Source organism: Niveispirillum sp. (assembly GCF_052437035.1).
Classification (GTDB): Bacteria; Pseudomonadota; Alphaproteobacteria; order Azospirillales; family Azospirillaceae; genus Niveispirillum.
Window position 1 is genome coordinate 1,005,929 of record NZ_JBQVOH010000001.1, and the last position, 19,129, is coordinate 1,025,057.

Sequence of the window (19,129 nt, forward strand, 5' to 3'; positions counted from 1 at the left end):
GCGCTCCAGAGCTTTTCTCTGTTCATCAAGGCGCTCAGTTAATGACTGTAACGTGCTGCCGATATTGTTGCCTCCGAGGCGCTCCAGAGTTTTACTCTGTTCGTCAAAGCGTTCAGTTAATGACTGTAGTGTGCTGCTGATAATGTTGCCCCCTAAGCGCTCCAGGTTCTTCCTCTGTTTATCGTACTGTTCGGTCATTGACGAGAGTGTGCCTCCAACATTGATGCTATTAATGTTCTCAAACATACCTCTTTGCGCCTCGAGTTCTTCGAGTAACGGCGACGTGAATTGTCGCAGGGAAGCTATAGAAGCAATATTATTTTTTTGGCTTCCATATTTCGGCGAATTCTGCCCTTTTTTGGTGTTTGATGGGGTGTCGGTATGCGGAAATTTTAAATCATTAATATCAAGTGTAATGTTCTGCTTTTTGCCCAGCTGCTCTTCATCCACGTGATTTACTTCATTTTGATTGTCATTGTCATTCATGTCGATCTCGTTGGCAGATGCACAACAATGGGCATATAGATTTGCTTAGCTTAAGCAAATGTGCAAGGGCATCTACCATAGTCTCCCAACCCACCACACCCTGTTGCAGCTTTATCACGTTGCGGGCTGGCGTCCGGTGTAGCTTTCTGGTAACAGTGTCTCCCTGGTTCCGATAGCCCAAGGCAGATGCTTTGCCCCGTTCCGGATCGTCACACGCCCGCTTGCCTATCCCCGGTGTCCCCGCATGACGGCAACAGCACCCGGCCTTGCGCCCCGGTCGGATGGGCTTTGGCGGCGGTTGGTGCGCTGGTCGCGGGGGCGGCATGTCTCCACGCTGGCCGGGGTCCTGCTGATCATTGCGGCCATTGCCGCCGGGGCCGCCACCTATGCGGCGCTGACGGAGACGCTGCCGGTCGCCATTGATCAAAATACCCTGATGCTGCTGCTGACGCTGGATGGCGTGCTGCTGCTGCTGCTGGGGGCCGTGGTGGCGCGGCGGATTGTGGCGTTGTGGGTGGAGCGGCGACAGGGGTTGGCGGCGTCGCGGCTGCATATGCGGCTGGTGGCCGTGTTCTCCATCCTGGCCGTGGCCCCGGCCATCATCATGGCCATCTTTTCCGCCCTGTTCTTCTATGTCGGACTGCAAAGCTGGTTTTCCGACCGGGTGCGGCTGGTGGTGGATGAAAGCCTGGCGGTGGCCGAAGGCTATCTGAAGGAACATCAGCAGACCTTGTCGCGTGATGCGGAGGTGATGCGCAACGATCTGGCGCGGCTGCCGCTCAACATCTATTGGGACCCGCCGCGCTTCCGCCAGTATTTCCAGTCACAGGCCCTGATGCGCAATGTGACGGAGGCGGTGATTTTCGACGGCACGGGGCAGGTGACGGCGGTATTCGGCCTGGGCTTCGCCTTTGATTTCACCACCGTCCATGCCGAGGATCTGGAGCGGGCGCGTAAGGGCGAGGTGGTGCTGATCGTCAGTGAGGGTGGCAACCGCGTGAATGCCATCGTCCTGCTGGATCAGGATTTTGACCGGTTCCTGTTCATTGGCCGCCCGGTGGAAAGCCGGGTGCTGGAACATATGGATGTGACGCAGAGTGCCGTGCAGGAATACCGCCATATGGAGGAGCAGCGGTTCGCCCTGCAGACCCGCATGGCGGTGATCTTTGTGGGCGTGGCGGTGCTGCTGCTGCTGGCCGCCATCTGGGTAGGACTGAATTTCGCGACATATCTGGTGGCTCCCATCTCCGCCCTGATTGCGGCGGCGGAACGTATCCGCGCCGGTGACCTGACGGCGCGTGTGCCCGATAGCGGGCTGGAGCCGGAGGATGAGTTGGTCAACCTGTCCCGCGCCTTCAACCGCATGACCAGCCAGTTGGAAAGCCAGCGGTCGGAACTGGTGGAGGCGAACCGGCAGTTGGACCTGCGCCGCCGCTTCACAGAGGCCGTGCTGGCCGGCGTGTCGGCGGGCGTGCTGGGCCTGGACCAGAATGGCCGCATCAACCTGCCCAACCTGTCGGCGGCCAATCTCCTGTCTGTGGGTGACCCGGCGTCCCTGATCGGGCGCGACCTGTTGGAGGTGGTGCCGGAGCTGGACGAGCTGATGGGCAATATCCGCCGTCGCGGGGGGCGACAGGTGGAGGGACAGGTGCAGATCCGGCGCGGCGGACAGCAGAAAACCCTGCTGGTCCGCGTAGCCGCCGAACTGGTGGCGGGGGAGGTGAAGGGCTTCGTCGTCACCTTCGACGATGTTTCCGAACTGATGTCGGCACAGCGCAAGGCGGCCTGGGCCGATGTGGCGCGGCGCATCGCGCATGAGATCAAGAACCCGCTGACGCCCATTCAGCTGTCGGCGGAACGGCTGCGGCGCAAATACCTTAAGGAAATCACCAGCGATCCCGACACGTTCAAGGCCATGACCGACACGATCGTGCGCCATGTCGATGATATCGGGCGCATGGTGGATGAATTCTCCGCCTTTGCCCGTATGCCGCAACCGGTGATGAAGCCGACGGCCATGCAGGACCTGACGCGGCAATCCGTGCTGTTGCAGGCCTCTGCCTACCCGTCGATCAAGTTCCAGTGCGACATGCCCGAGGCACCGCTGGTCGTCACCTGTGACAGCCGGCAATTGGGCCAAGCACTGACCAATTTGTTGAAAAATGCCGGCGAAGCCATCGAAGGCCGGTTGGAGGAAACACCCAACGGCGCCGAAAAGGTGCCGGGCGAAATCACGGCCCGCATCCGGGTGGATGATGAACGGGTCCTGCTGGCGGTTGAGGATAATGGCAAGGGTCTGCCGCACACCGAGGAACGGGACAGGCTGACCGAGCCTTATGTCACCACGCGGGCCAAGGGCACAGGCCTTGGCCTCGCCATTGTGAAGAAGATCATGGAAGACCATGGCGGTGCGATATTGCTGGAGGATCGGCCGGGCGGTGGCGCCCGTGTCACACTGGTCCTGCCGCGCAACATCGCACCCACGGCCACGGTCGTCCCGGAAATGAACACCGCCGACGCGCGGAGGGGTTGAGAAGACATGGCGCACGACATTCTGATCGTCGATGACGAGGCCGATATCCGCATGCTGATCGCCGGCATCCTGGAGGATGAAGGCATGAAGACGCGCGAGGCGGCGGACGCGGACCAGGCGCTGGCCGCCGTCGCCGCCCGCCGGCCCAGTCTGGTCATCCAGGATATCTGGTTGCAGGGCAGCCGCCTGGACGGGTTGCAGGTTCTGGCCGAACTGAAGCGCGACCATCCGGATGTGCCCGTCGTCATGATCTCCGGCCATGGCAATATCGAAACGGCGGTCGCGGCCATCAAATCCGGTGCGTATGATTTTATCGAAAAGCCGTTCAAGGCCGACCGCCTGCTGCTGCTGGTCGAACGCGCCATTGAGGCCGCACGCCTGCGCCGGGAAAACCGGGAGCTGCGGGTCAAGGTCGGTGCCGATTTCGACCTGATCGGCCGGTCGCTGCCCGTGAACCAGCTGCGCCATTCGGTGGAAAAGGTGGCACCGACCGGCAGCCGTGTCCTGATCTCGGGCCCGCCGGGCAGCGGCAAGGAAGTCGTCGCCCGCATGCTGCACGCCAAGTCGCGGCGCAATGACGGGCCGTTCGTGGCCCTGAACTGCGCCACCATGCGGCCTGACCGGCTGGAGGTGGAACTGTTTGGCACCGAACATGGGTTTGAGGGCGGTGGCCGCAAGGTCGGCACCTTTGAACAGGCCCATGGCGGCACCCTGTTCCTGGATGAGGTGGCGGACATGCCGCTGGAAACCCAGGGCAAGATTGTCCGCGTGCTGCAGGAACAGACGTTCGAGCGGGTGGGCGGTACCTCGCGGGTGGAGGTGGATGTCCGCGTCATCGCGTCGACCAACCGCGACCTGACGGCGGAGATCGAGATCGGTCGCTTCCGCCAGGACCTGTTTTATCGCCTGTCCGTCGTGCCCCTGAAAATGCCGCCACTGCGAGAGCGTCGGGAGGATATCCCCCTGCTGGCCCGGCATTTCATGCAGCGCACGGCGGAGACGGCGGGTCTGCCGGTACGGGTGTTCGGTGAGGATGCGATGGCGGCGCTGCAGGCCTATGACTGGCCCGGCAATGTGCGTCAGCTGCGCAATACGGTGGAATGGCTGCTGATCATGGTGGCCGCCGACCCGTCAGAGGCCATCCGCGCCGACATGCTGCCGCCCGAGATCGGGGCCATCACGCCCACGGTTCTAAAATGGGAAAAGGGCGGGGAGATCATGGGCCTGCCCCTGCGGGAGGCGCGTGAGGTGTTCGAACGTGAATATCTGCTGGCCCAGGTCACCCGCTTCGGCGGCAACATCTCCCGCACCGCCAGCTTCGTGGGCATGGAACGCTCGGCCCTGCACCGCAAGCTGAAATCGCTGGGCGTGCATGGCTCTGACAAGAATGGGTTGAAGCTGGTGGAGTGAGGGGTGATCGGTTGCTTCGCTTCCTTTCCCGTCAATTCCTGACAGGGTATCCTTCATGAAAGTCATCGTTTGCGGCGCCGGTCAGGTCGGGTCCAACATCGCCAGATATCTGGCGTCGGAGGGCAACCATGTCACCGTCATCGACCAGTCGCCGGAACTGATCCAGAAGATCAGCGATACACTGGACGTCCAGGCCATGGTGGGCTTCGCCTCCCACCCCAATGTGTTGGAGGCGGCGGGGGCGGCGGATGCCGACATGCTGATCGCCGTGACCCTGGCGGACGAGGTGAACATGGTCGCCTGTCAGGTAGCGGCCAGCCTGTTCAACGTGCCGACCAAAATCGCGCGCGTGCGCCATCAATCCTATCTACAGCCGATCTGGGCTGACTTGTTCTCCCGCGAACATCTGCCCATCGACTTCATCATCTCGCCCGAGATTGAGGTGGCGCGGGCCGTGTCGCGGCGGCTGCAGGTGCCGGGCGCGTTCGATATGATCCCCCTGGCCGATGGGCTGGTGAAGGTGATCGGCGTCGTCTGCACCGACAATTGCCCCATCATCAACACGCCCCTGCGGCAGTTGACGGGCCTGTTCCCGGATCTGGCCATCGAAGTGGTGGCCATCATCCGGGGTGATCGCCAGTTCATCCCCGGCGGCAATGATCAGATGCTGGCCGGTGACGAGGTTTATTTCGTTGCCGATACGAACCACGTCGCCCGCGCCATGGCCGCCTTCGGCCATGAGGAGCGGCAGGCGCGGCGCGTCATCATCGTCGGCGGCGGCAATATCGGCCTGTGTCTGGCCGAAGAGATCGAGCAGAACCAGCCCGGCGTGTCAGCCCGCATCATTGAGGTGGACCGCCGCCGCGCCACCCTTGTTGCGCAGAAGCTGAAGCGTACCATGGTGTTGCATGGCGATGCGTTGGACCCCGCCATCCTGGAGGAGGCCAATGTTGGCGCGTCGGAGACGGTGGTGGCGGTGTCCAACAGCGACGAGGGCAATATCCTCGCCAGCCTTCTGGCCAAGCGCAATGGCTGCAAACGCGCCATCACCCTGATCAACAAGACAACCTATCAGCCGCTTGTTCTGCCGCTGGGCATCGATGCCGTCGTCAGCCCCCGGTCGATCACCGTCTCGTCGATCCTTCAGCATGTCCGCAGGGGTCGTATCAAGGCGGTGCATAGCCTGCGCGAGAATTTTGCCGAGGTGATTGAAGCGGAGGCGCTGGAAACCTCCACCCTGATCAACACGCCCCTGAAGGATATCCGCCTGCCCGCCGGCATTATCGTCGGCGCCATCGTGCGCGCCGGCAAGGTGATCATCCCGCGCCCGTCCACCGTCATCAAACCCAATGACCGGGTGATCATCCTGGCCGAGGTAGGGCAGGTGAAGAAGGTGGAGAAGATGTTCGCTGTACGGCTGGAGTTTTTCTGATCACCTGAACAATCTGACTTCACCAGCAGGCGCTAAACCAGCGCTTGACGAGCGTATATCGGTGGGTAGATATTTAACTAATAAGTTAAATATTAAAGCGTCATGGACAAGATTTTCGAGGCCCTGGCCTCCACCGCGAGACGCAAGATACTGGCGTATCTGGCGGAAACCGAACTGACCGCCGGGGAGGTCGCCGCGCGTTTTGAGATGAGCAAGCCTGCCATCTCCAAGCATCTGGGCGTGCTGGAAAATGCCGGTCTGGTTCGGAGCGAGAAACGCGGGCAGTTCGTTCACTACGCCCTGGTGCGTGAAAATCTGGTCAATACGCTGAACGGCTTCGTACAGAACATCTGCCCGGTCTCCCTGCCATTGAAGCGCGAAAGTGCCGATATCGCACGGGCGCGGCGAACAGAACCCAACGAATAGGGGGTAGCGATGCAGCTGGTTGCGGGTTCAGAAAGAATTATCGCAAGACCGGGCTGCGATCCCAGGCGGGGCAGGGTGCGCTGGTCGCCGGGTAAATCCATCTGGATCGGGTCGATGACCATCGCGACCCTGTTGTTGGGCGGACTGTTCTTCACCTGGGGCGCCTTCGCTCTGTTCCTGGTCACTTCTGCTGTCACACTTTGCTTTGGCCATTCGGTCGGCATGCATCGGCGGCTGATCCATGGCAGCTTTCAATGCCCGCTTTGGCTTGAGTATCTGTGTGTCTATCTCGGCGTCCTTGTCGGGATGGCCGGTCCCATCGGCATGATCCGCGTCCATGACATGCGGGATTGGGCGCAGCGCCAGCCCGTCTGCCACCCCTATTTCGGGCACCGTGCGGGGTTCTGGCGCGATGGCTGGCAGCAATTGCATTGCGTGCTGGAACTGGACCATCCGCCCCGCTTTCAGTTGGAGCCGCGATTGGCCGATGACAGGGTTTATGCTTGGATGGAGCGGACCTGGATGGTGCAGCAACTGCCTTGGGCTGTGCTTTTCTTCATGATTGGCGGGTTGCCCTGGCTTGTGTGGGGCGTCTGTGCCCGCGTGGCCGTCTGTGTCACGGGCCATTGGCTGGTCGGCCATTATGCGCACCGCGACGGGGATCAGAGCTTCCTGATCGATGGCGCGTCGGTCCAAGGCTACAATGTCCGGGTTGCGGGCCTGATCAGCATGGGTGAAAGCTGGCATAACAACCATCACGCCTATCCCGGCTCCGCGCGGTTGGGCCTGCATGAGGGAGAGGTTGACCTGGGCTGGTGGCTGATCCTTGGGTTTGAGCGGCTGGGGCTGGCCTGGAACATCGTGACCCCGGACAGCATGCCCCACCGGCCTGCCTTGCGCAGGGTCACGCGTATCAAACCCCATGGTTGCCCCATTGCCAGAAGGCTGGGTAGGACGGGGCGAAGTGTGATCGCCGTGTTGAAGGCCTACGGTTGCAATCTCTGCAACAACTGAGCATGCCATTCCCACATCTGCAAATCAGCAGAACCGACCTGCACCTCAGGTGCAAGTTCCACAATGGCAATTCCGTCCCTTGACCATGTGGGGCCGGACGCGCGACATCTGGGGGAAGCTTTACCGATGGACCCCGCCCCATGCCCCGTATCGCCTATGTCAATGGCCGCTATCTGCCGCACGGCGACGCCGCCGTCCATATTGAGGATCGCGGATTCCAGTTCGCCGACGGCGTCTATGAAGTGGTGACCATTGTTGATGGCAGGCTGGCCGATGCTGATGGGCACCTGACGCGGTTGGCGCGGTCGCTGAAGGAACTGTCGATCCCCTGGCCGGTGAAGCCCGCGACCTTGCGCTTCATCATGGGCGAAATGGTCCGGCGTAACTGTGCCCGCCATGCGCTGCTTTATATTCAGATCACGCGCGGTGCCGCCCCGCGTGATTTCAAATTCCCGAAGAACCCGGCCCCCACCCTGGTCCTGACCTGCCGCCGTACCGCGTTTCAGCCGGCTTCGACCCTGGAAAAGGGGGTTTCCGTCATCACCATGCCTGATATCCGCTGGCTGCGTCGCGACATCAAATCGACCAGCCTGCTGCCGCAGGTGCTGGGCAAGCAGAAGGCGGCGGAGGCGGGCGCTTTTGAAGGCTGGATGGTGGATGGCGACGGATTGGTGACGGAGGGCTGTTCGTCCAACGCCTGGATCGTCACCGCCGACGGCACCCTGGTGACGCGCCAGCCCAGCAATGAGATCTTGAACGGCATTACACGCCTGTCCATCCTCGACTGCGCCCGTGACCTGGGCATCCGGTTCGAGGAACGGGCCTTCAGCGTGGCAGAGGCTTACGCCGCGCGCGAGGCGTTTGTTTCCAGCGCCAGCACCTTTGCCCTGCCGGTGACCCGCATTGACGGCGAGGTGATCGGCGATGGCAAGCCAGGTCCCCTCTGCCTGCGTCTGCGTCAGGCCTATATGGACCATATCGGTTCCACCGACCCTGTGAGTGCCAAGTGACCATCGACACCCTGTCTCCGCCGTTTGACCGTTTGCCCCGCGCGATCCTGTTTGATTGGGACAATACGCTGATCACCAACTGGCGCTGCGTCCATGCTTCCGTGAATGCCGCCCTGCGCGCCTTTGGCAAGCCGGAATGGACGCTGGAGGAAAGTTATGGGCGCATCCGCAAATCCCTGCGCGACAGTTTTCCGGAGATTTTCGGGGACGAATGGCCGCGCGCCCGCGACATTTTCTACGCGCATTTCGAGGCCAACCACCTGACCCATACCGATGTGCTTGCCGGTGCCGAGGACATGCTGCACACCCTGCATTGCATGGGTATCCGTCTGGGTGTCGTCTCCAACAAGACGGGCCGGTTTCTGCGCGCAGAGGCGGAGATGCTGGGCTGGGCGCCCCTTTTCGATGCGCTGATTGGGGCGACCGATGCGGCGGCGGACAAGCCGGACCCGGCGCCCGTTTACATGGCGCTCAAACCCACAGGCTTTGAACCCGGTCCTGATATTTGGTTCGTGGGCGACGCCGATGTCGATATGGAGATCGCGCACCGGACGGGCCTGACGCCTGTCCTGGTGGGCGATACGCCGCATGTGGGCGACGGGTTGAACCGTTTTCCCCCAGCCATAAGTCTTGAGGGGTGTGCGGCGATTTCATCCTTGGTTAAGCGGATTGCTGCTACCATATCGACGGATGTCCGCACTGTTGGCTGAAAGGGCGATTGTCGGATATCCTGTGCAAACTTGGGCCCCCGTCTGATGGGTGCCCCAATAACCCGAGCATAAGCGAGGCTGCTCCAATGTCAGAAAAATCTCAAAACGTGCAGGACGTGTTCCTGAACCATGTCCGCAAGAGCAAGACCCCCGTGACCGTGTTCCTGGTCAATGGTGTCAAGCTGCAGGGCATCATCACCTGGTTCGACAATTTCTCCGTGCTGCTGCGCCGTGACGCCCATTCGCAGCTGGTCTATAAGCACGCCATCTCGACCGTGATGCCGGCGCATCCGATCCAACTGTTCGATCCGCCGGCCAAGGAGACCGACCACGACTGAGTTGAGTAATCACGAGGGGCGCGGGTCATCCACCCGCGCCCTCGTCCTGCATCCGGTCCTGCCCGAGGACCGGAACGACGCCCGCGGCCCCGAATCCCGCCTGGACGAGGCGGTGGGTCTGGCCGCCGCCATCGACCTTGAGGTTGCCTACGCCCGCGCCATCCGCGTTACCCGTCCACGCCCTGCTACCCTGCTGGGCACCGGTGCGGTGGAGGAGGTGGCTACCCTGATCAAGGAGGCGGAGATCGGTCTGGTCATTGTTGACCAGTCGCTGACCCCCATTCAGCAGCGCAACCTGGAACGCGACTGGAAGGCCAAGGTCATCGACCGGACCGGCCTGATCCTGGAGATTTTCGGGAAGCGCGCTCGCACGCGTGAAGGTCAGTTGCAGGTGGAACTGGCGGCCCTGACCTATCAGCGCTCCCGCCTTGTCCGTTCCTGGACCCACCTGGAACGCCAACGCGGCGGCTTCGGCTTCCTTGGCGGTCCCGGCGAAAGCCAGATCGAAATGGACCGCCGCCTGATCAGTGACCGGATCGTGAAGCTGAAAGGCGAGTTGGAGGAGGTGCGCCGCACCCGTGGCCTGCACCGCAAGGCGCGCGAAAAGGTGCCTTATCCGGTGGTGGCGCTGGTTGGCTACACCAATGCCGGCAAGTCGACCTTATTCAACCGCATGGCCGGGGCGGATGTTTTCGCCAAGGATCTGCTGTTCGCGACGCTGGACCCGACCATGCGGTCGATCATGCTGCCGTCGAACCGCAAGATTATCCTGTCCGACACGGTGGGCTTCATCTCCGACCTGCCGCATGGTCTGGTTGAGGCGTTCCGCGCCACGCTGGAAGAGGTGATGGCCGCCGACATCATCCTGCATGTCCGCGATGTCTCGCACCCCGATACAGAGGCGCAGAAGGCCGACGTCGAGTCTGTTCTGAAGGGCCTGGGGATCGAGGTCGATACGGATGAGCGGGTGATGGAGGTCCTGAACAAGCTGGACCGGTTGGCGGAAGAGGACCAGCAGACCCTGCTGCGTCAGGCGCGGCGCAATGGCGGCATCGCCATTTCGGCCCTGACCGGCGATGGTCTGGACACGCTGTTCGATGCCATCGACCGCCGCATGGTGGCGGGACGCGAAGTGGTGGAGTTCGACATCGACGTCAGCGATGGTGCCGCCATCGCCTGGCTCTATGGCAAGGGCGAGGTGCTGGACCGTCAGGATGACGAGACGCTCGCCCGCTTGCGTGTCGGCCTGGACCCTGCCGATCTGGCCCGGTTCCTGGACCGCTTCCCGTATCGTGCGCGTGAACAGGCGCTGGCATCATGAAACGTCCCGATCCTGAAAAGGTGGCCGCCATCATCCGTGACGTGGCGGCCACCGAAATCGTTCCCCGCTTCCGCAGCCTGTCCAAGGCTGACATCCGGGAAAAGGGGCCGGGCGATCTGGTGACCGTGGCGGATGAGGCGGCGGAGCGGGCCTTGACCGCCCGCCTGCCCGACCTGCTGCCGGGATCGCTGGTGGTGGGGGAGGAAGCGTGCGCCGCCGATCCCGCCGTCCTGTCGCGGATTGATGCCGGCGATGATCCGGTCTGGATCATCGACCCTGTGGACGGGACCAGCAATTTCGCCAATGGCCGACCGGTGTTTGGCGTGCTTCTGGCCTTGTCTGTCGGCGGGCGCACCGTCGGCGGCTGGATCTATGATCCTATGGGCGACCGTATGGTGATCGCCGAGATCGGGCAGGGTGCCTGGATGGCGGGGGAAAAGCTGCGGGCCTTGCCCGGCGGCCCGGTGCCCAGCCTGCGCGGCTCGCTCTCCACCAAGTTTTTCCCTACCGAGGAAAAGAAGCGGATCGAGGCGCTGCGTCCGCATTTCGCCTCCACCTACCGCCTGTTCTGCGCCGCGCACGAATATCTGAACCTACTGACCGGCAAGGGGCAGTTCGCGCTTTATAACCGCACTATGCCTTGGGACCATGCTGCCGGAGCCCTGGCCTACGCGGAGGCGGGCGGCCATGTCGCGAAATGGGACCGCAAACCATACAATCCCGGCGATGTGACCGGCGGCATCCTGCTTGCCGCCGATCAACCGACCTGGGCTGCGATCCACGGGTTGGTGTTTCCGGGATAGGTTACTTGGGCGTCCGATGAACGGCCAGGGCCCCCGGCCCCTGCGTCGTCGGCATGATTTCCACGCGGTTCACGTTGAAATGCAGCGGCAGCGTCGCGGTCCAAGTCACTGTTTCAGCGACATCTTCTGCCGTCAACGGCACCGTGTCGGCATAGACCTTGGATGCCCGCTCCGCATCGCCCTTGAAGCGTACGAGGCTGAAATCCGTCTGCACCATGCCCGGTTCAACGCAGGTGACGCGCACGCCGGTGCCGATCAGGTCGGCACGCAGCGACAGGCTGAACTGCGTCACGAAGGCCTTTGACGCGCAATAGACATGGCCACCTGGATAGGGGTAGGACCCGGCGGTAGAGCTGATATTGATGATGTGGCCGTGGCGGCGTTCCACCATGCCGGGCAGGATCAGGCCCGTAATGATGGCCAACGCCTTGTCGTTGGTATCGATCATCACCTCCCAATCATCCAGATCGGCCTTGTAGGCGGGGTCCGCCCCCAGCGCCAGACCGGCATTGTTGATCAGCAGGTCGATATCGCGGAACTCTGCCGGCAGGGCGGCCAGTTCCGCCTCCACCGCCTTACGGTCACGCACATCAAATTTCATCAGGTGAACCGGCGTCTTGATCTCCTCCAGCAAGCCATTGAACTTGCAGAGATCACGACCCGTCAGGATCAGTTTGGAACCCAGTGCCGCAAAGCGGCGGGCGAAGGCGGCACCGAAGGCACCGGTCGCACCGGTGATCATCACCACCTTGGGCGCGTAGGGAACGTTGGTCATCATCTGCTCTCCGGTACTTGGATCACGACTTGCGTTCAGTTTGCTTTGCCTCAACCCACAGTGTTTCCATCTCGTCCAGGGTCGAGGTTTCCGGCTTTTTGCCTTGTTTGCCAAGGGCCTGTTCGACGAAGCGGAACCGCCGGTCGAACTTGTAATTGGTTCCGCGCAGGGCCGTTTCCGGGTCGATCTCCAGCCGGCGGGCAAGATTGACAAGCGCGAACAGCAGGTCGCCCAGTTCGTCCTGCACCCGTGCCTTCTCCTGCTGGCGCGCCTTGATCTCGGCCCGCAGTTCCCCGATCTCTTCCTCGATCTTGTCCAGGATCTCTTCGGCCTGGGTCCAGTCGAAGCCGACGCGGGCCGCCCGCTTTTGCAACTTCACGGCGCGCGTCAGGGCCGGCAGGCCGGGCGTGATGCCGTCCAGGGCAGAGGGCGGAATGCCGCTGGCCGCCGCCTTCTCCGCCCGCTCCCGCGCCTTCAGTTCTTCCCAGTGTTTCACTTGATCGTCGGCGGTATTGACCGACACTTCACCGAAAACATGGGGATGGCGGCGGATCATCTTGTCGGCGATATGGCCGGCAATGGCGTCGAAATCGAACAGGCCGCGTTCCTTGCCCATCTGGGCATAGAACACGGTCTGAAACAGCAGATCGCCCAGTTCATCCTTCACGGCCATCATGTCGCCCGACTGGATGGCGTCCGCCACCTCATAGGCTTCTTCAATGGTGTGCGGGGCGATGGTGGCGAAATCCTGCTCCAGATCCCAGGGGCAGCCGCCATCCGGGTCGCGCAGCTTCGCCATGATGTCCAGAAGGCGGGTGGTATTGTCCGTCATCGCACCGCATCCGTTATCGGGTCTGCCGCGACCTTATCGGACAGGGCGCTGTGAAGCCAGGGGCGGGGACCCCAGGCAACCGAATTGGCCCCATGCGCATGAGGCGAAGCGACATTGTCCGGCGGCGCGATCATGGTTAACTGAAAAGAACGTTGTTCAAAATGAGCGGTGATATTCATGAGACGGCATGTCGGATGGATGATGGTGGCGGCCCTGGCGCTTTTGCCGGGCTGCCTTCTGGTGGATACGATGCGGTTCCAGCAGGCGCGGGAAGCAGCTGTGGCCGTGCCGGCCGGCCCCCTGCCGCTCGACCTGTCCATCCAGGACGGCAATGGCCTGATCACCTTTCACGGATCGGTGAACGGCAAGGCCGATCTGCTGTTCGCGCTGGATACGGGTGCCCCGGTCTCCGTGCTGCTGGCGGGGACGGAAACGGCGCCCCTGGGGCTGGATTTGTCTGACGCGCAGAAGCTGGGCGACAGCCCGGCCAGCCCCGTCGGTTCCTTCCGTTTTGGCTTCGCGCTTGATTTTGGGCCCGTATCCCTGCGCGACCTGCCCATGGTGGCGGTACCCATCGACACCATGCCCTGCCGTGAAAAGCTGGATCAGTTGGGCATACGCGGTATCGTCGGGGCCGACCTGCTGCGCCATTACGTGGCGGAACTGGATTTCGATGCGAACCGCCTGCGTCTGCACGATCCCAAGGTCTGGACGCCTGATGGCGGCACCATCCTTCCGTTGGAATTCAAGGAAGGGCATATCTATGTACGGGCCGGCGTGACCCTGCCGGATGGCATGTCGGTTGATGGCCTGTTCCATATCGACACTGGCAAGAACACGCCCCTGCTGCTGCGCGCCGGCACCGATCCGGCCCTGATCCTGCCGCCACCGGGCGGCAAGGTACGCAAGGCCTGTTATATCAATGGGCTGGAGGAACAGCGGGAAGGGGCGCCGGTGACGCTGCGCGCGGGTGGTGCCGCCATGCCCGACGTGCCCAGTCTCTACAGCCCGCCGGGCAGCCTGGAAATGGGTAGCAGCATCGGCACCATCGGGGCCGCCGCCCTGCGCCGCTGGAACGTCACCATCGACTATCCGGGCAAACGCCTGATCCTGAAACCACGCCGGTCCACGGGTGCTACAGCGCCTTCGTGAAGCCCTGTTCCCCACCGTCCGTCATTCCGTCCGGGGTCCAGCCCTGGCGGCGGTAGAATTCGTCGGCGCGGGTGCCGGGACCCGTGGACAGGCTGGCCGTCCGCCAGCCGGCGGCACGCAAATCGTTCAGCGCATAGGGCAGCAATGCCTTTCCAATGCCCCGGCCTTCGGCGGCGGGATCGGTGAATAGAGCCCATATGCTGCCATCGCGCGGGTCGGCCGCCGCAAACCCATGGATGCCGCCCGCATCCTCGAACAGCCAGATTCGGCTGACAGCCAGGAATTCCTGATAGGCGGAGGCCGGCACTCGCGACGGATCACTCAACCGGTTCTCCTGCACGGCCGACCGGATACGCATCAGGGTAGGGATATCGGTGTCGGTGGCGGTGCGGATCATCGTGGCTCAGGCGGTTGAAAGGGGGGGTAGGATCGGTATAGGTCCATGCTGGTTCTTGCCGCAACGCCCCTTTCCGTTCGCTCTCCGTTCCGTCATGATGCGCCCATGCAGCCTGCACCTGATCTTTGCGACGATGATGACCTGATCCCGCCCGGTATCGCCGGCTGGTTCCGGTCACAGGGCTGGGCCCCGCGTCCACATCAGTTGGGCATGGTTGCTGCCGCGCGTGACGGGATGCATGCGCTGCTGATCGCGCCGACAGGTGCAGGCAAGACGCTGGCGGGTTTTCTGCCCAGCCTGATCGACCTGTCCGAACGCCCGCGCGAGGGGCTGCACACGCTCTATATCTCGCCGCTAAAGGCGCTGGCGGTCGATATCCAGCGCAATTTGGAAGCCCCCATCGCATCCTTGCGCCTGCCTATCCGGGCCGAAACCCGCACCGGTGACACGCCGGAAGCCAAAAGGGCGCGGCAGCGGACCAAGCCGCCGCATATCCTCATGACCACGGTGGAAAGTCTCGCCCTGATGGTCTCCTACCCCGATGCGGGCGACATTTTCCGGCCCCTGCGCCGTATCGTCATTGATGAGTTGCACGCCCTGGCCGGCACCAAGCGTGGGGACCAGCTGGCCCTGTGTCTGGCCCGGCTGTCCAGCCTTGCCCCCTATGCCCTTCGCGCCGGCCTGTCGGCCACCGTGGCCGATCCGGATGCCCTGACCGCCTGGCTGTCGCCCACGGGGCGGCTTTACGATGATGACGGTGAATTGGCGCCCGTACGGGTCGTGCGCGGTCGGCCCGGTGCCCCGCCCAAAGTGGAAATCCTGGCGACCAAGGAGCATCTGCCCTGGGCTGGCCATATGGCCCTGCATGCCATGGGGGAGGTGTATCAGCGTATCCGTGACCATGGCGTTACGCTGGTTTTCGTGAATACCCGCGCCCAGGCCGAACTGGCCTTTCAGGAACTGTGGCGCCTGAATACCGACAATCTGCCCATTGCCCTGCACCATGGCAGTCTGGCCGTGGAGCAGCGGCGCAAGGTGGAGGCGGCGATGGCCGCCGGCAAGCTGCGGGCTGTGGTCGCCACCTCCTCCCTCGACCTGGGTATCGACTGGGCGGAGATTGATCTGGTGGTGCAGGTGGGCGCGCCCAAGGGCGTGTCCCGCCTGTTGCAACGCATCGGACGCGCCAACCACCGCCTGGATGAGGCATCGAAGGCCTTGCTGGTGCCCGGCAACCGGTTCGAGGTGCTGGAATGCGAGGCGGCGGTGGCGGCCATCAAGGCCGGCACGCTGGATGGCGAGGCGCTGCGCCCCGGCGCGCTGGACGTACTGGCCCAGCATGTCACTGGCGTGGCCTGTTCCGGGCCGTTCAGCCCGGATATGCTTTATGCGGAGGTGGTACGGGCCAGCCCCTACACCAATCTTTCGCGCGATGAGTTCGACGATGTCTTCGATTTCGTGGCCACGGGCGGTTACGCGCTGGGTGCCTATGAGAAGTTCAAGCGCCTGACCCAGGACCCGGATACAGGCCTGTGGCAGGCGGCCAACGGCATGGTGTCGCGCCAATATCGCCTGAATATCGGCACCATCGTGGAAGAGGTGATGCTGAATGTCCGGTTGAACCGGGGGCAGGTGCTGGGAAGGGTGGAGGAATATTTCGTCAATGGCCTGGTGCCGGGTGACACTTTCATCTTTGCCGGACAGTTGCTGAAATTCGTCGGCATCCGCGACAATGACGTGATCGCGGCCAAGGGCGGGCAGGGCACGCCCAAGGTTCCTGCCTATGCCGGTGGCCGCCTGCCGCTATCCACCCATCTGGCCGACCGGGTGCGGGCACTTTTGTCCGACCCGCGCCAATGGGATGCGTTTCCCGAGGCGGTGCAGGAATGGCTGCGGTTGCAGCAATATAGATCCGTGATGCCGGACGCGTCGGGCCTGCTGGTGGAGAGTTTCCCCCGCAACGACAAGGAATATCTGGTCGCCTATTGTTTCGAAGGACGCAACGCGCATCAGACGCTGGGCATGCTGCTGACACGGCGCATGGAACGGGCGGGGCTGCATCCCTTGGGCTTTGTCGCCACCGATTATGTGCTGGCCATCTGGTCGTTGAAGCCGGCCACCAACCTGGATGCGCTGTTTGATCAGGATATGCTGGGTGATGATCTGGAGGCGTGGATGGAGGAAAGCTCCATGCTGAAGCGCCTTTTCCGTTCTGTCGCCGTCATTTCCGGCCTGATCGAACGCCGCCATCCCGGCCTGGAAAAGACGGGGCGGCAGGTGATGTTCAGCGCCGATCTGATCTATGACGTGCTGCGCCGGCATGAACCGGGGCACGTATTGCTGCGGGCCACGCGGGCTGATGCGGCGGCGGGTCTGACCGATGTGCGCCGTGTGGCAGGCATGCTGAGCCGTGTACAGGGACGTATCCTGCACCGCCGTCTGGACCGGATTTCGCCGCTGGCGGTGCCCGTCATCCTGGAAATCGGGCGGGAGCATATCCAGGGCAGCGCCATCGACGCCCTGCTGGATGAAGCGGTGAATGAGCTGCTGGAAGAGGCGGTGCCCGAACTGATGGCCCCGCCGGGGGAGCGGCAGGGCCGTCTGATCTGACGCTTACCGTGCGGCCTTTGCCTTGCGCTTGGCCCGGTACATGCCGGCGTCGGCACGGCGGATCAGGTCTTCTTCCTGGTCGCCGACGCCAAAGGCCTGCATGCCGAAACTGGCGCGCATGGGCAGGGACTGCATCTGCCACTGGCAGGATTGGGCGTTGAAGATGCTGGACAGCATTTCCGCCCGCGCCATGCCCTGGGCCTGATCGGTATGGGTCAGCAGCACCGCAAATTCGTCGCCGCCGAACCGGGCAACGATGTCGTTGGCGCGGACATTGTCCTTCAGGATGCGGGCCGCCTGACGCAGATACCAGTCGCCGCAGAGATGGCCGTGACTGTCATTGACGCCCTTGAAACCATCCAGATCGATGATGACCAGGACACCGCCCATGCCCGTCCGCCGGGCCATCGCCAACTCGCGATGGAAGGCCTCGACAAAGCCGCGGCGGTTCAGAAGGCCGGTCAACTCGTCCGTCATGGACAAGGTTTCAAGATGTTCGATTCGTTCCTTCTGCTCCGTGATCTTCGCCTCCGCTTCCCGAAGGCGCATGATCGTGTCCTGCAAAAGGAAGACATAGGTATCCGCATTCATCGACACGGGGCCAAGGTCCGGGGCCACGGGGTTCCCCAGGCCGCCGACGACACTGCGTGCCAGGTTATGCAAGCTGTTGGTCTGTTGTGGGGCAGCGCCGGGGAAAGCCGACAGGCCACGATCCAGGCCACGAGCCATCGTCATCGGACGGGTCTGGACACTATCGAACGGGCTCATAGTCTACTCCCCTGAATGGGCTGATACTCCGCACCGGTATCAGCAAGGGGTGTGCCATTCGAAAAATCGCATAAAAACAATGGGTTGAAATTCGACCTTGGCTGCCACGTTCCTGCCGCGCTGCAGTTCTTGCCGGGTGGCCCCGGTGCCGGTGTGGCAAATGCTGCCCAGTCGCCCCCTCATCCTTCCTGCCGTGCGAATGCCCGTTGCGGCGGACCGTTCGCGGGCGCAAGATGATCACCTTAGCCATCACCCAGGCCCATGCCCAACGTGACCGCCCTTTCCCGCGCCCGCCGCACCGCCCGCCCCGCCGTCGCCTTTGCCCTGGCCCTGCTGCTGGGCAGTGCCGGTACTGTTCCGGCTTTTGCCCGCACTGCCATCGATATCGCACCGCACAAGGCGACATATCGTCTGAAGCTGGACCATGCGCGGCTGCAAAGCGGCATTACCGATGTGAACGGGCAGATGAGCTTTTCCTGGAATGATGCCTGCGATGGCTGGACCATCGATCAGCGGTTCCAGGTCCGCTTCTCCTATGCCGAAGGGGAAGACATGAACCTCATCACCAACTACGCGACGTGGGAGGCGAAGGACGGTTCTGCCTATCGCTTCAATGTCCGCAAGCTGGTGAATGGCGAAGTGGATGAGGAACTGTCCGGCGGTGCCACGCTGGACGGGAAGGGTGGCGGCAATGTCCGTTATGACAAGCCGGAGTCGCGGTCGATGCCGCTGAAACCCGGCACAATGTTCCCCACGGCCCATACGCTGCGTGTGCTGACACAGGCCGGATCACCGGAAAATCTGTTCTCCGTGCCCGTGTTCGACGGGGCGGAGGCGGAGGGGGCAAGCCCCGTCAACACTATCGTGGGCAAGCTGCGATCCCCCGCCGTGATGAAGGTGAAGGATGCCGATCTGCTGGCCGCGAAGGCGTGGCAGGTGTCGCTGGCCTTCTTCCCCATCAATCCCGGTGAACCGCTGCCGGATTACGAGACCAGCATGGTCTTGCAGGAAAACGGCGTGGTCCGGTCCATGCTGGTCGATTACGGCGATTTCCGGGTCTCCATGGAGCTGGAGACCCTGGAAAAGGCTGGCAAGCCGCCCTGCTGATACTGCCC

Annotated in this window: 18 protein-coding genes; 13 read left to right on the forward strand and 5 right to left on the reverse strand. The window is 62.8% G+C overall.

What is annotated here, in order from left to right; all coding sequences use genetic code 11:
* Positions 1–486, reverse strand: a 486-nt coding sequence (locus ACT6Q8_RS04805; protein WP_444739349.1) for a hypothetical protein, incomplete at its 3' end; no start/stop codon positions are given.
* 244 nt (positions 487–730) lie between these two features.
* On the opposite strand from ACT6Q8_RS04805, the gene ACT6Q8_RS04810 reads away from it, so the two are divergent.
* The 10 genes from ACT6Q8_RS04810 (at position 731) to ACT6Q8_RS04855 (ending at position 11,483) form a co-directional block, all read left to right on the forward strand.
* Positions 731–3,019, forward strand: coding sequence for an ATP-binding protein (locus tag ACT6Q8_RS04810; RefSeq protein ID WP_444734536.1), 2,289 nt, complete (start codon positions 731–733; stop codon positions 3,017–3,019).
* 6 nt (positions 3,020–3,025) lie between these two features.
* Positions 3,026–4,429 (forward strand): nitrogen assimilation response regulator NtrX, encoded by a 1,404-nt coding sequence (ntrX, locus tag ACT6Q8_RS04815; protein WP_444734535.1) that lies wholly within the window; start codon positions 3,026–3,028, stop codon positions 4,427–4,429.
* 55 nt (positions 4,430–4,484) lie between these two features.
* Positions 4,485–5,861: a Trk system potassium transporter TrkA gene (gene trkA, locus ACT6Q8_RS04820; RefSeq protein WP_054167444.1), complete on the forward strand. Its 1,377-nt coding sequence runs from the start codon at positions 4,485–4,487 to the stop codon at positions 5,859–5,861.
* A 102-nt stretch (positions 5,862–5,963) separates the two neighbouring features.
* On the forward strand, positions 5,964–6,287 hold the full coding sequence (locus tag ACT6Q8_RS04825) for a metalloregulator ArsR/SmtB family transcription factor (protein ID WP_444734534.1): 324 nt from the start codon (positions 5,964–5,966) through the stop codon (positions 6,285–6,287).
* 114 nt (positions 6,288–6,401) lie between these two features.
* The gene (locus tag ACT6Q8_RS04830) at positions 6,402–7,301 is read left to right on the forward strand and encodes an acyl-CoA desaturase (RefSeq protein WP_444734533.1); all 900 of its coding nucleotides are present in this window, start codon (positions 6,402–6,404) and stop codon (positions 7,299–7,301) included.
* A gap of 140 nt (positions 7,302–7,441) precedes the next feature.
* Positions 7,442–8,311, forward strand: coding sequence for a D-amino-acid transaminase (locus ACT6Q8_RS04835; protein WP_054167446.1), 870 nt, complete (start codon positions 7,442–7,444; stop codon positions 8,309–8,311).
* The gene (locus tag ACT6Q8_RS04840) at positions 8,308–9,021 is read left to right on the forward strand and encodes an HAD family hydrolase (RefSeq protein ID WP_054167447.1); all 714 of its coding nucleotides are present in this window, start codon (positions 8,308–8,310) and stop codon (positions 9,019–9,021) included. The genes ACT6Q8_RS04835 and ACT6Q8_RS04840 overlap by 4 nt, the downstream gene beginning before the upstream one ends.
* 86 nt (positions 9,022–9,107) lie before the next feature.
* Complete coding sequence (gene hfq, locus ACT6Q8_RS04845) at positions 9,108–9,359, forward strand: RNA chaperone Hfq (RefSeq protein WP_054167448.1); 252 nt, start codon at positions 9,108–9,110, stop codon at positions 9,357–9,359.
* A gap of 1 nt (position 9,360) precedes the next feature.
* Positions 9,361–10,680, forward strand: a complete 1,320-nt coding sequence (gene hflX, locus ACT6Q8_RS04850; RefSeq protein ID WP_054167449.1) for a GTPase HflX — start codon at positions 9,361–9,363, stop codon at positions 10,678–10,680.
* Positions 10,677–11,483 (forward strand): inositol monophosphatase family protein, encoded by an 807-nt coding sequence (locus ACT6Q8_RS04855; RefSeq protein WP_444734532.1) that lies wholly within the window; start codon positions 10,677–10,679, stop codon positions 11,481–11,483. Before hflX ends, ACT6Q8_RS04855 begins: the two co-directional genes overlap by 4 nt.
* A 1-nt stretch (position 11,484) precedes the next feature.
* On the opposite strand, the gene ACT6Q8_RS04860 is transcribed toward ACT6Q8_RS04855, so the two are convergent.
* Positions 11,485–12,261, reverse strand: coding sequence for an SDR family NAD(P)-dependent oxidoreductase (locus ACT6Q8_RS04860; RefSeq protein ID WP_444734531.1), 777 nt, complete (start codon positions 12,259–12,261; stop codon positions 11,485–11,487).
* Positions 12,262–12,280: 19 nt separating this feature from the next.
* Positions 12,281–13,090, reverse strand: a complete 810-nt coding sequence (gene mazG / locus ACT6Q8_RS04865; RefSeq protein WP_444734530.1) for a nucleoside triphosphate pyrophosphohydrolase — start codon at positions 13,088–13,090, stop codon at positions 12,281–12,283.
* Positions 13,091–13,267: 177 nt separating this feature from the next.
* Between mazG and ACT6Q8_RS04870 the strand changes: the two genes are divergently transcribed.
* Complete coding sequence (locus ACT6Q8_RS04870) at positions 13,268–14,242, forward strand: hypothetical protein (protein ID WP_444734529.1); 975 nt, start codon at positions 13,268–13,270, stop codon at positions 14,240–14,242.
* Here ACT6Q8_RS04870 and ACT6Q8_RS04875 read toward each other — a convergent pair.
* Complete coding sequence (locus ACT6Q8_RS04875; protein ID WP_444734528.1) at positions 14,226–14,639, reverse strand: GNAT family N-acetyltransferase; 414 nt, start codon at positions 14,637–14,639, stop codon at positions 14,226–14,228. The genes ACT6Q8_RS04870 and ACT6Q8_RS04875 overlap by 17 nt on opposite strands.
* Positions 14,640–14,744: 105 nt before the next feature.
* Here ACT6Q8_RS04875 and ACT6Q8_RS04880 point away from each other — a divergent pair, with 105 nt between their 5' ends.
* Positions 14,745–17,246, forward strand: coding sequence for a ligase-associated DNA damage response DEXH box helicase (locus tag ACT6Q8_RS04880; protein ID WP_054167455.1), 2,502 nt, complete (start codon positions 14,745–14,747; stop codon positions 17,244–17,246).
* Between the two features lie 3 nt (positions 17,247–17,249).
* Here ACT6Q8_RS04880 and ACT6Q8_RS04885 read toward each other — a convergent pair whose 3' ends face one another.
* Positions 17,250–18,014 (reverse strand): GGDEF domain-containing protein, encoded by a 765-nt coding sequence (locus tag ACT6Q8_RS04885; protein WP_444734527.1) that lies wholly within the window; start codon positions 18,012–18,014, stop codon positions 17,250–17,252.
* A gap of 261 nt (positions 18,015–18,275) precedes the next feature.
* On the opposite strand from ACT6Q8_RS04885, the gene ACT6Q8_RS04890 reads away from it, so the two are divergent.
* Positions 18,276–19,121 carry a cell envelope integrity EipB family protein gene (locus tag ACT6Q8_RS04890; RefSeq protein ID WP_054167456.1) on the forward strand — a complete coding sequence of 282 codons (846 nt, stop codon included), beginning with the start codon at positions 18,276–18,278 and terminating at the stop codon, positions 19,119–19,121.
* The last annotated feature ends 8 nt before the right edge of the window (positions 19,122–19,129 follow it).

Excerpts from the sequence above, each read along its gene's own strand:
- hfq (WP_054167448.1), top strand. The coding sequence starts at position 9,108 with ATGTCAGAAAAATCTCAAAACGTGCAGGACGTGTTCCTGAACCATGTC.
- ntrX (WP_444734535.1), top strand. The coding sequence starts at position 3,026 with ATGGCGCACGACATTCTGATCGTCGATGACGAGGCCGATATCCGCATG.
- ACT6Q8_RS04885 (WP_444734527.1), bottom strand. The coding sequence starts at position 18,014 with ATGAGCCCGTTCGATAGTGTCCAGACCCGTCCGATGACGATGGCTCGT.
- ACT6Q8_RS04870 (WP_444734529.1), top strand. The coding sequence starts at position 13,268 with ATGAGACGGCATGTCGGATGGATGATGGTGGCGGCCCTGGCGCTTTTG.
- ACT6Q8_RS04860 (WP_444734531.1), bottom strand. The coding sequence starts at position 12,261 with ATGATGACCAACGTTCCCTACGCGCCCAAGGTGGTGATGATCACCGGT.
- ACT6Q8_RS04830 (WP_444734533.1), top strand. The coding sequence starts at position 6,402 with ATGACCATCGCGACCCTGTTGTTGGGCGGACTGTTCTTCACCTGGGGC.
- ACT6Q8_RS04880 (WP_054167455.1), top strand. The coding sequence starts at position 14,745 with ATGCAGCCTGCACCTGATCTTTGCGACGATGATGACCTGATCCCGCCC.
- ACT6Q8_RS04835 (WP_054167446.1), top strand. The coding sequence starts at position 7,442 with ATGCCCCGTATCGCCTATGTCAATGGCCGCTATCTGCCGCACGGCGAC.
- ACT6Q8_RS04810 (WP_444734536.1), top strand. The coding sequence starts at position 731 with ATGACGGCAACAGCACCCGGCCTTGCGCCCCGGTCGGATGGGCTTTGG.
- ACT6Q8_RS04875 (WP_444734528.1), bottom strand. The coding sequence starts at position 14,639 with ATGATCCGCACCGCCACCGACACCGATATCCCTACCCTGATGCGTATC.
- ACT6Q8_RS04890 (WP_054167456.1), top strand. The coding sequence starts at position 18,276 with ATGCCCAACGTGACCGCCCTTTCCCGCGCCCGCCGCACCGCCCGCCCC.
- mazG (WP_444734530.1), bottom strand. The coding sequence starts at position 13,090 with ATGACGGACAATACCACCCGCCTTCTGGACATCATGGCGAAGCTGCGC.
- trkA (WP_054167444.1), top strand. The coding sequence starts at position 4,485 with ATGAAAGTCATCGTTTGCGGCGCCGGTCAGGTCGGGTCCAACATCGCC.
- ACT6Q8_RS04855 (WP_444734532.1), top strand. The coding sequence starts at position 10,677 with ATGAAACGTCCCGATCCTGAAAAGGTGGCCGCCATCATCCGTGACGTG.
- ACT6Q8_RS04825 (WP_444734534.1), top strand. The coding sequence starts at position 5,964 with ATGGACAAGATTTTCGAGGCCCTGGCCTCCACCGCGAGACGCAAGATA.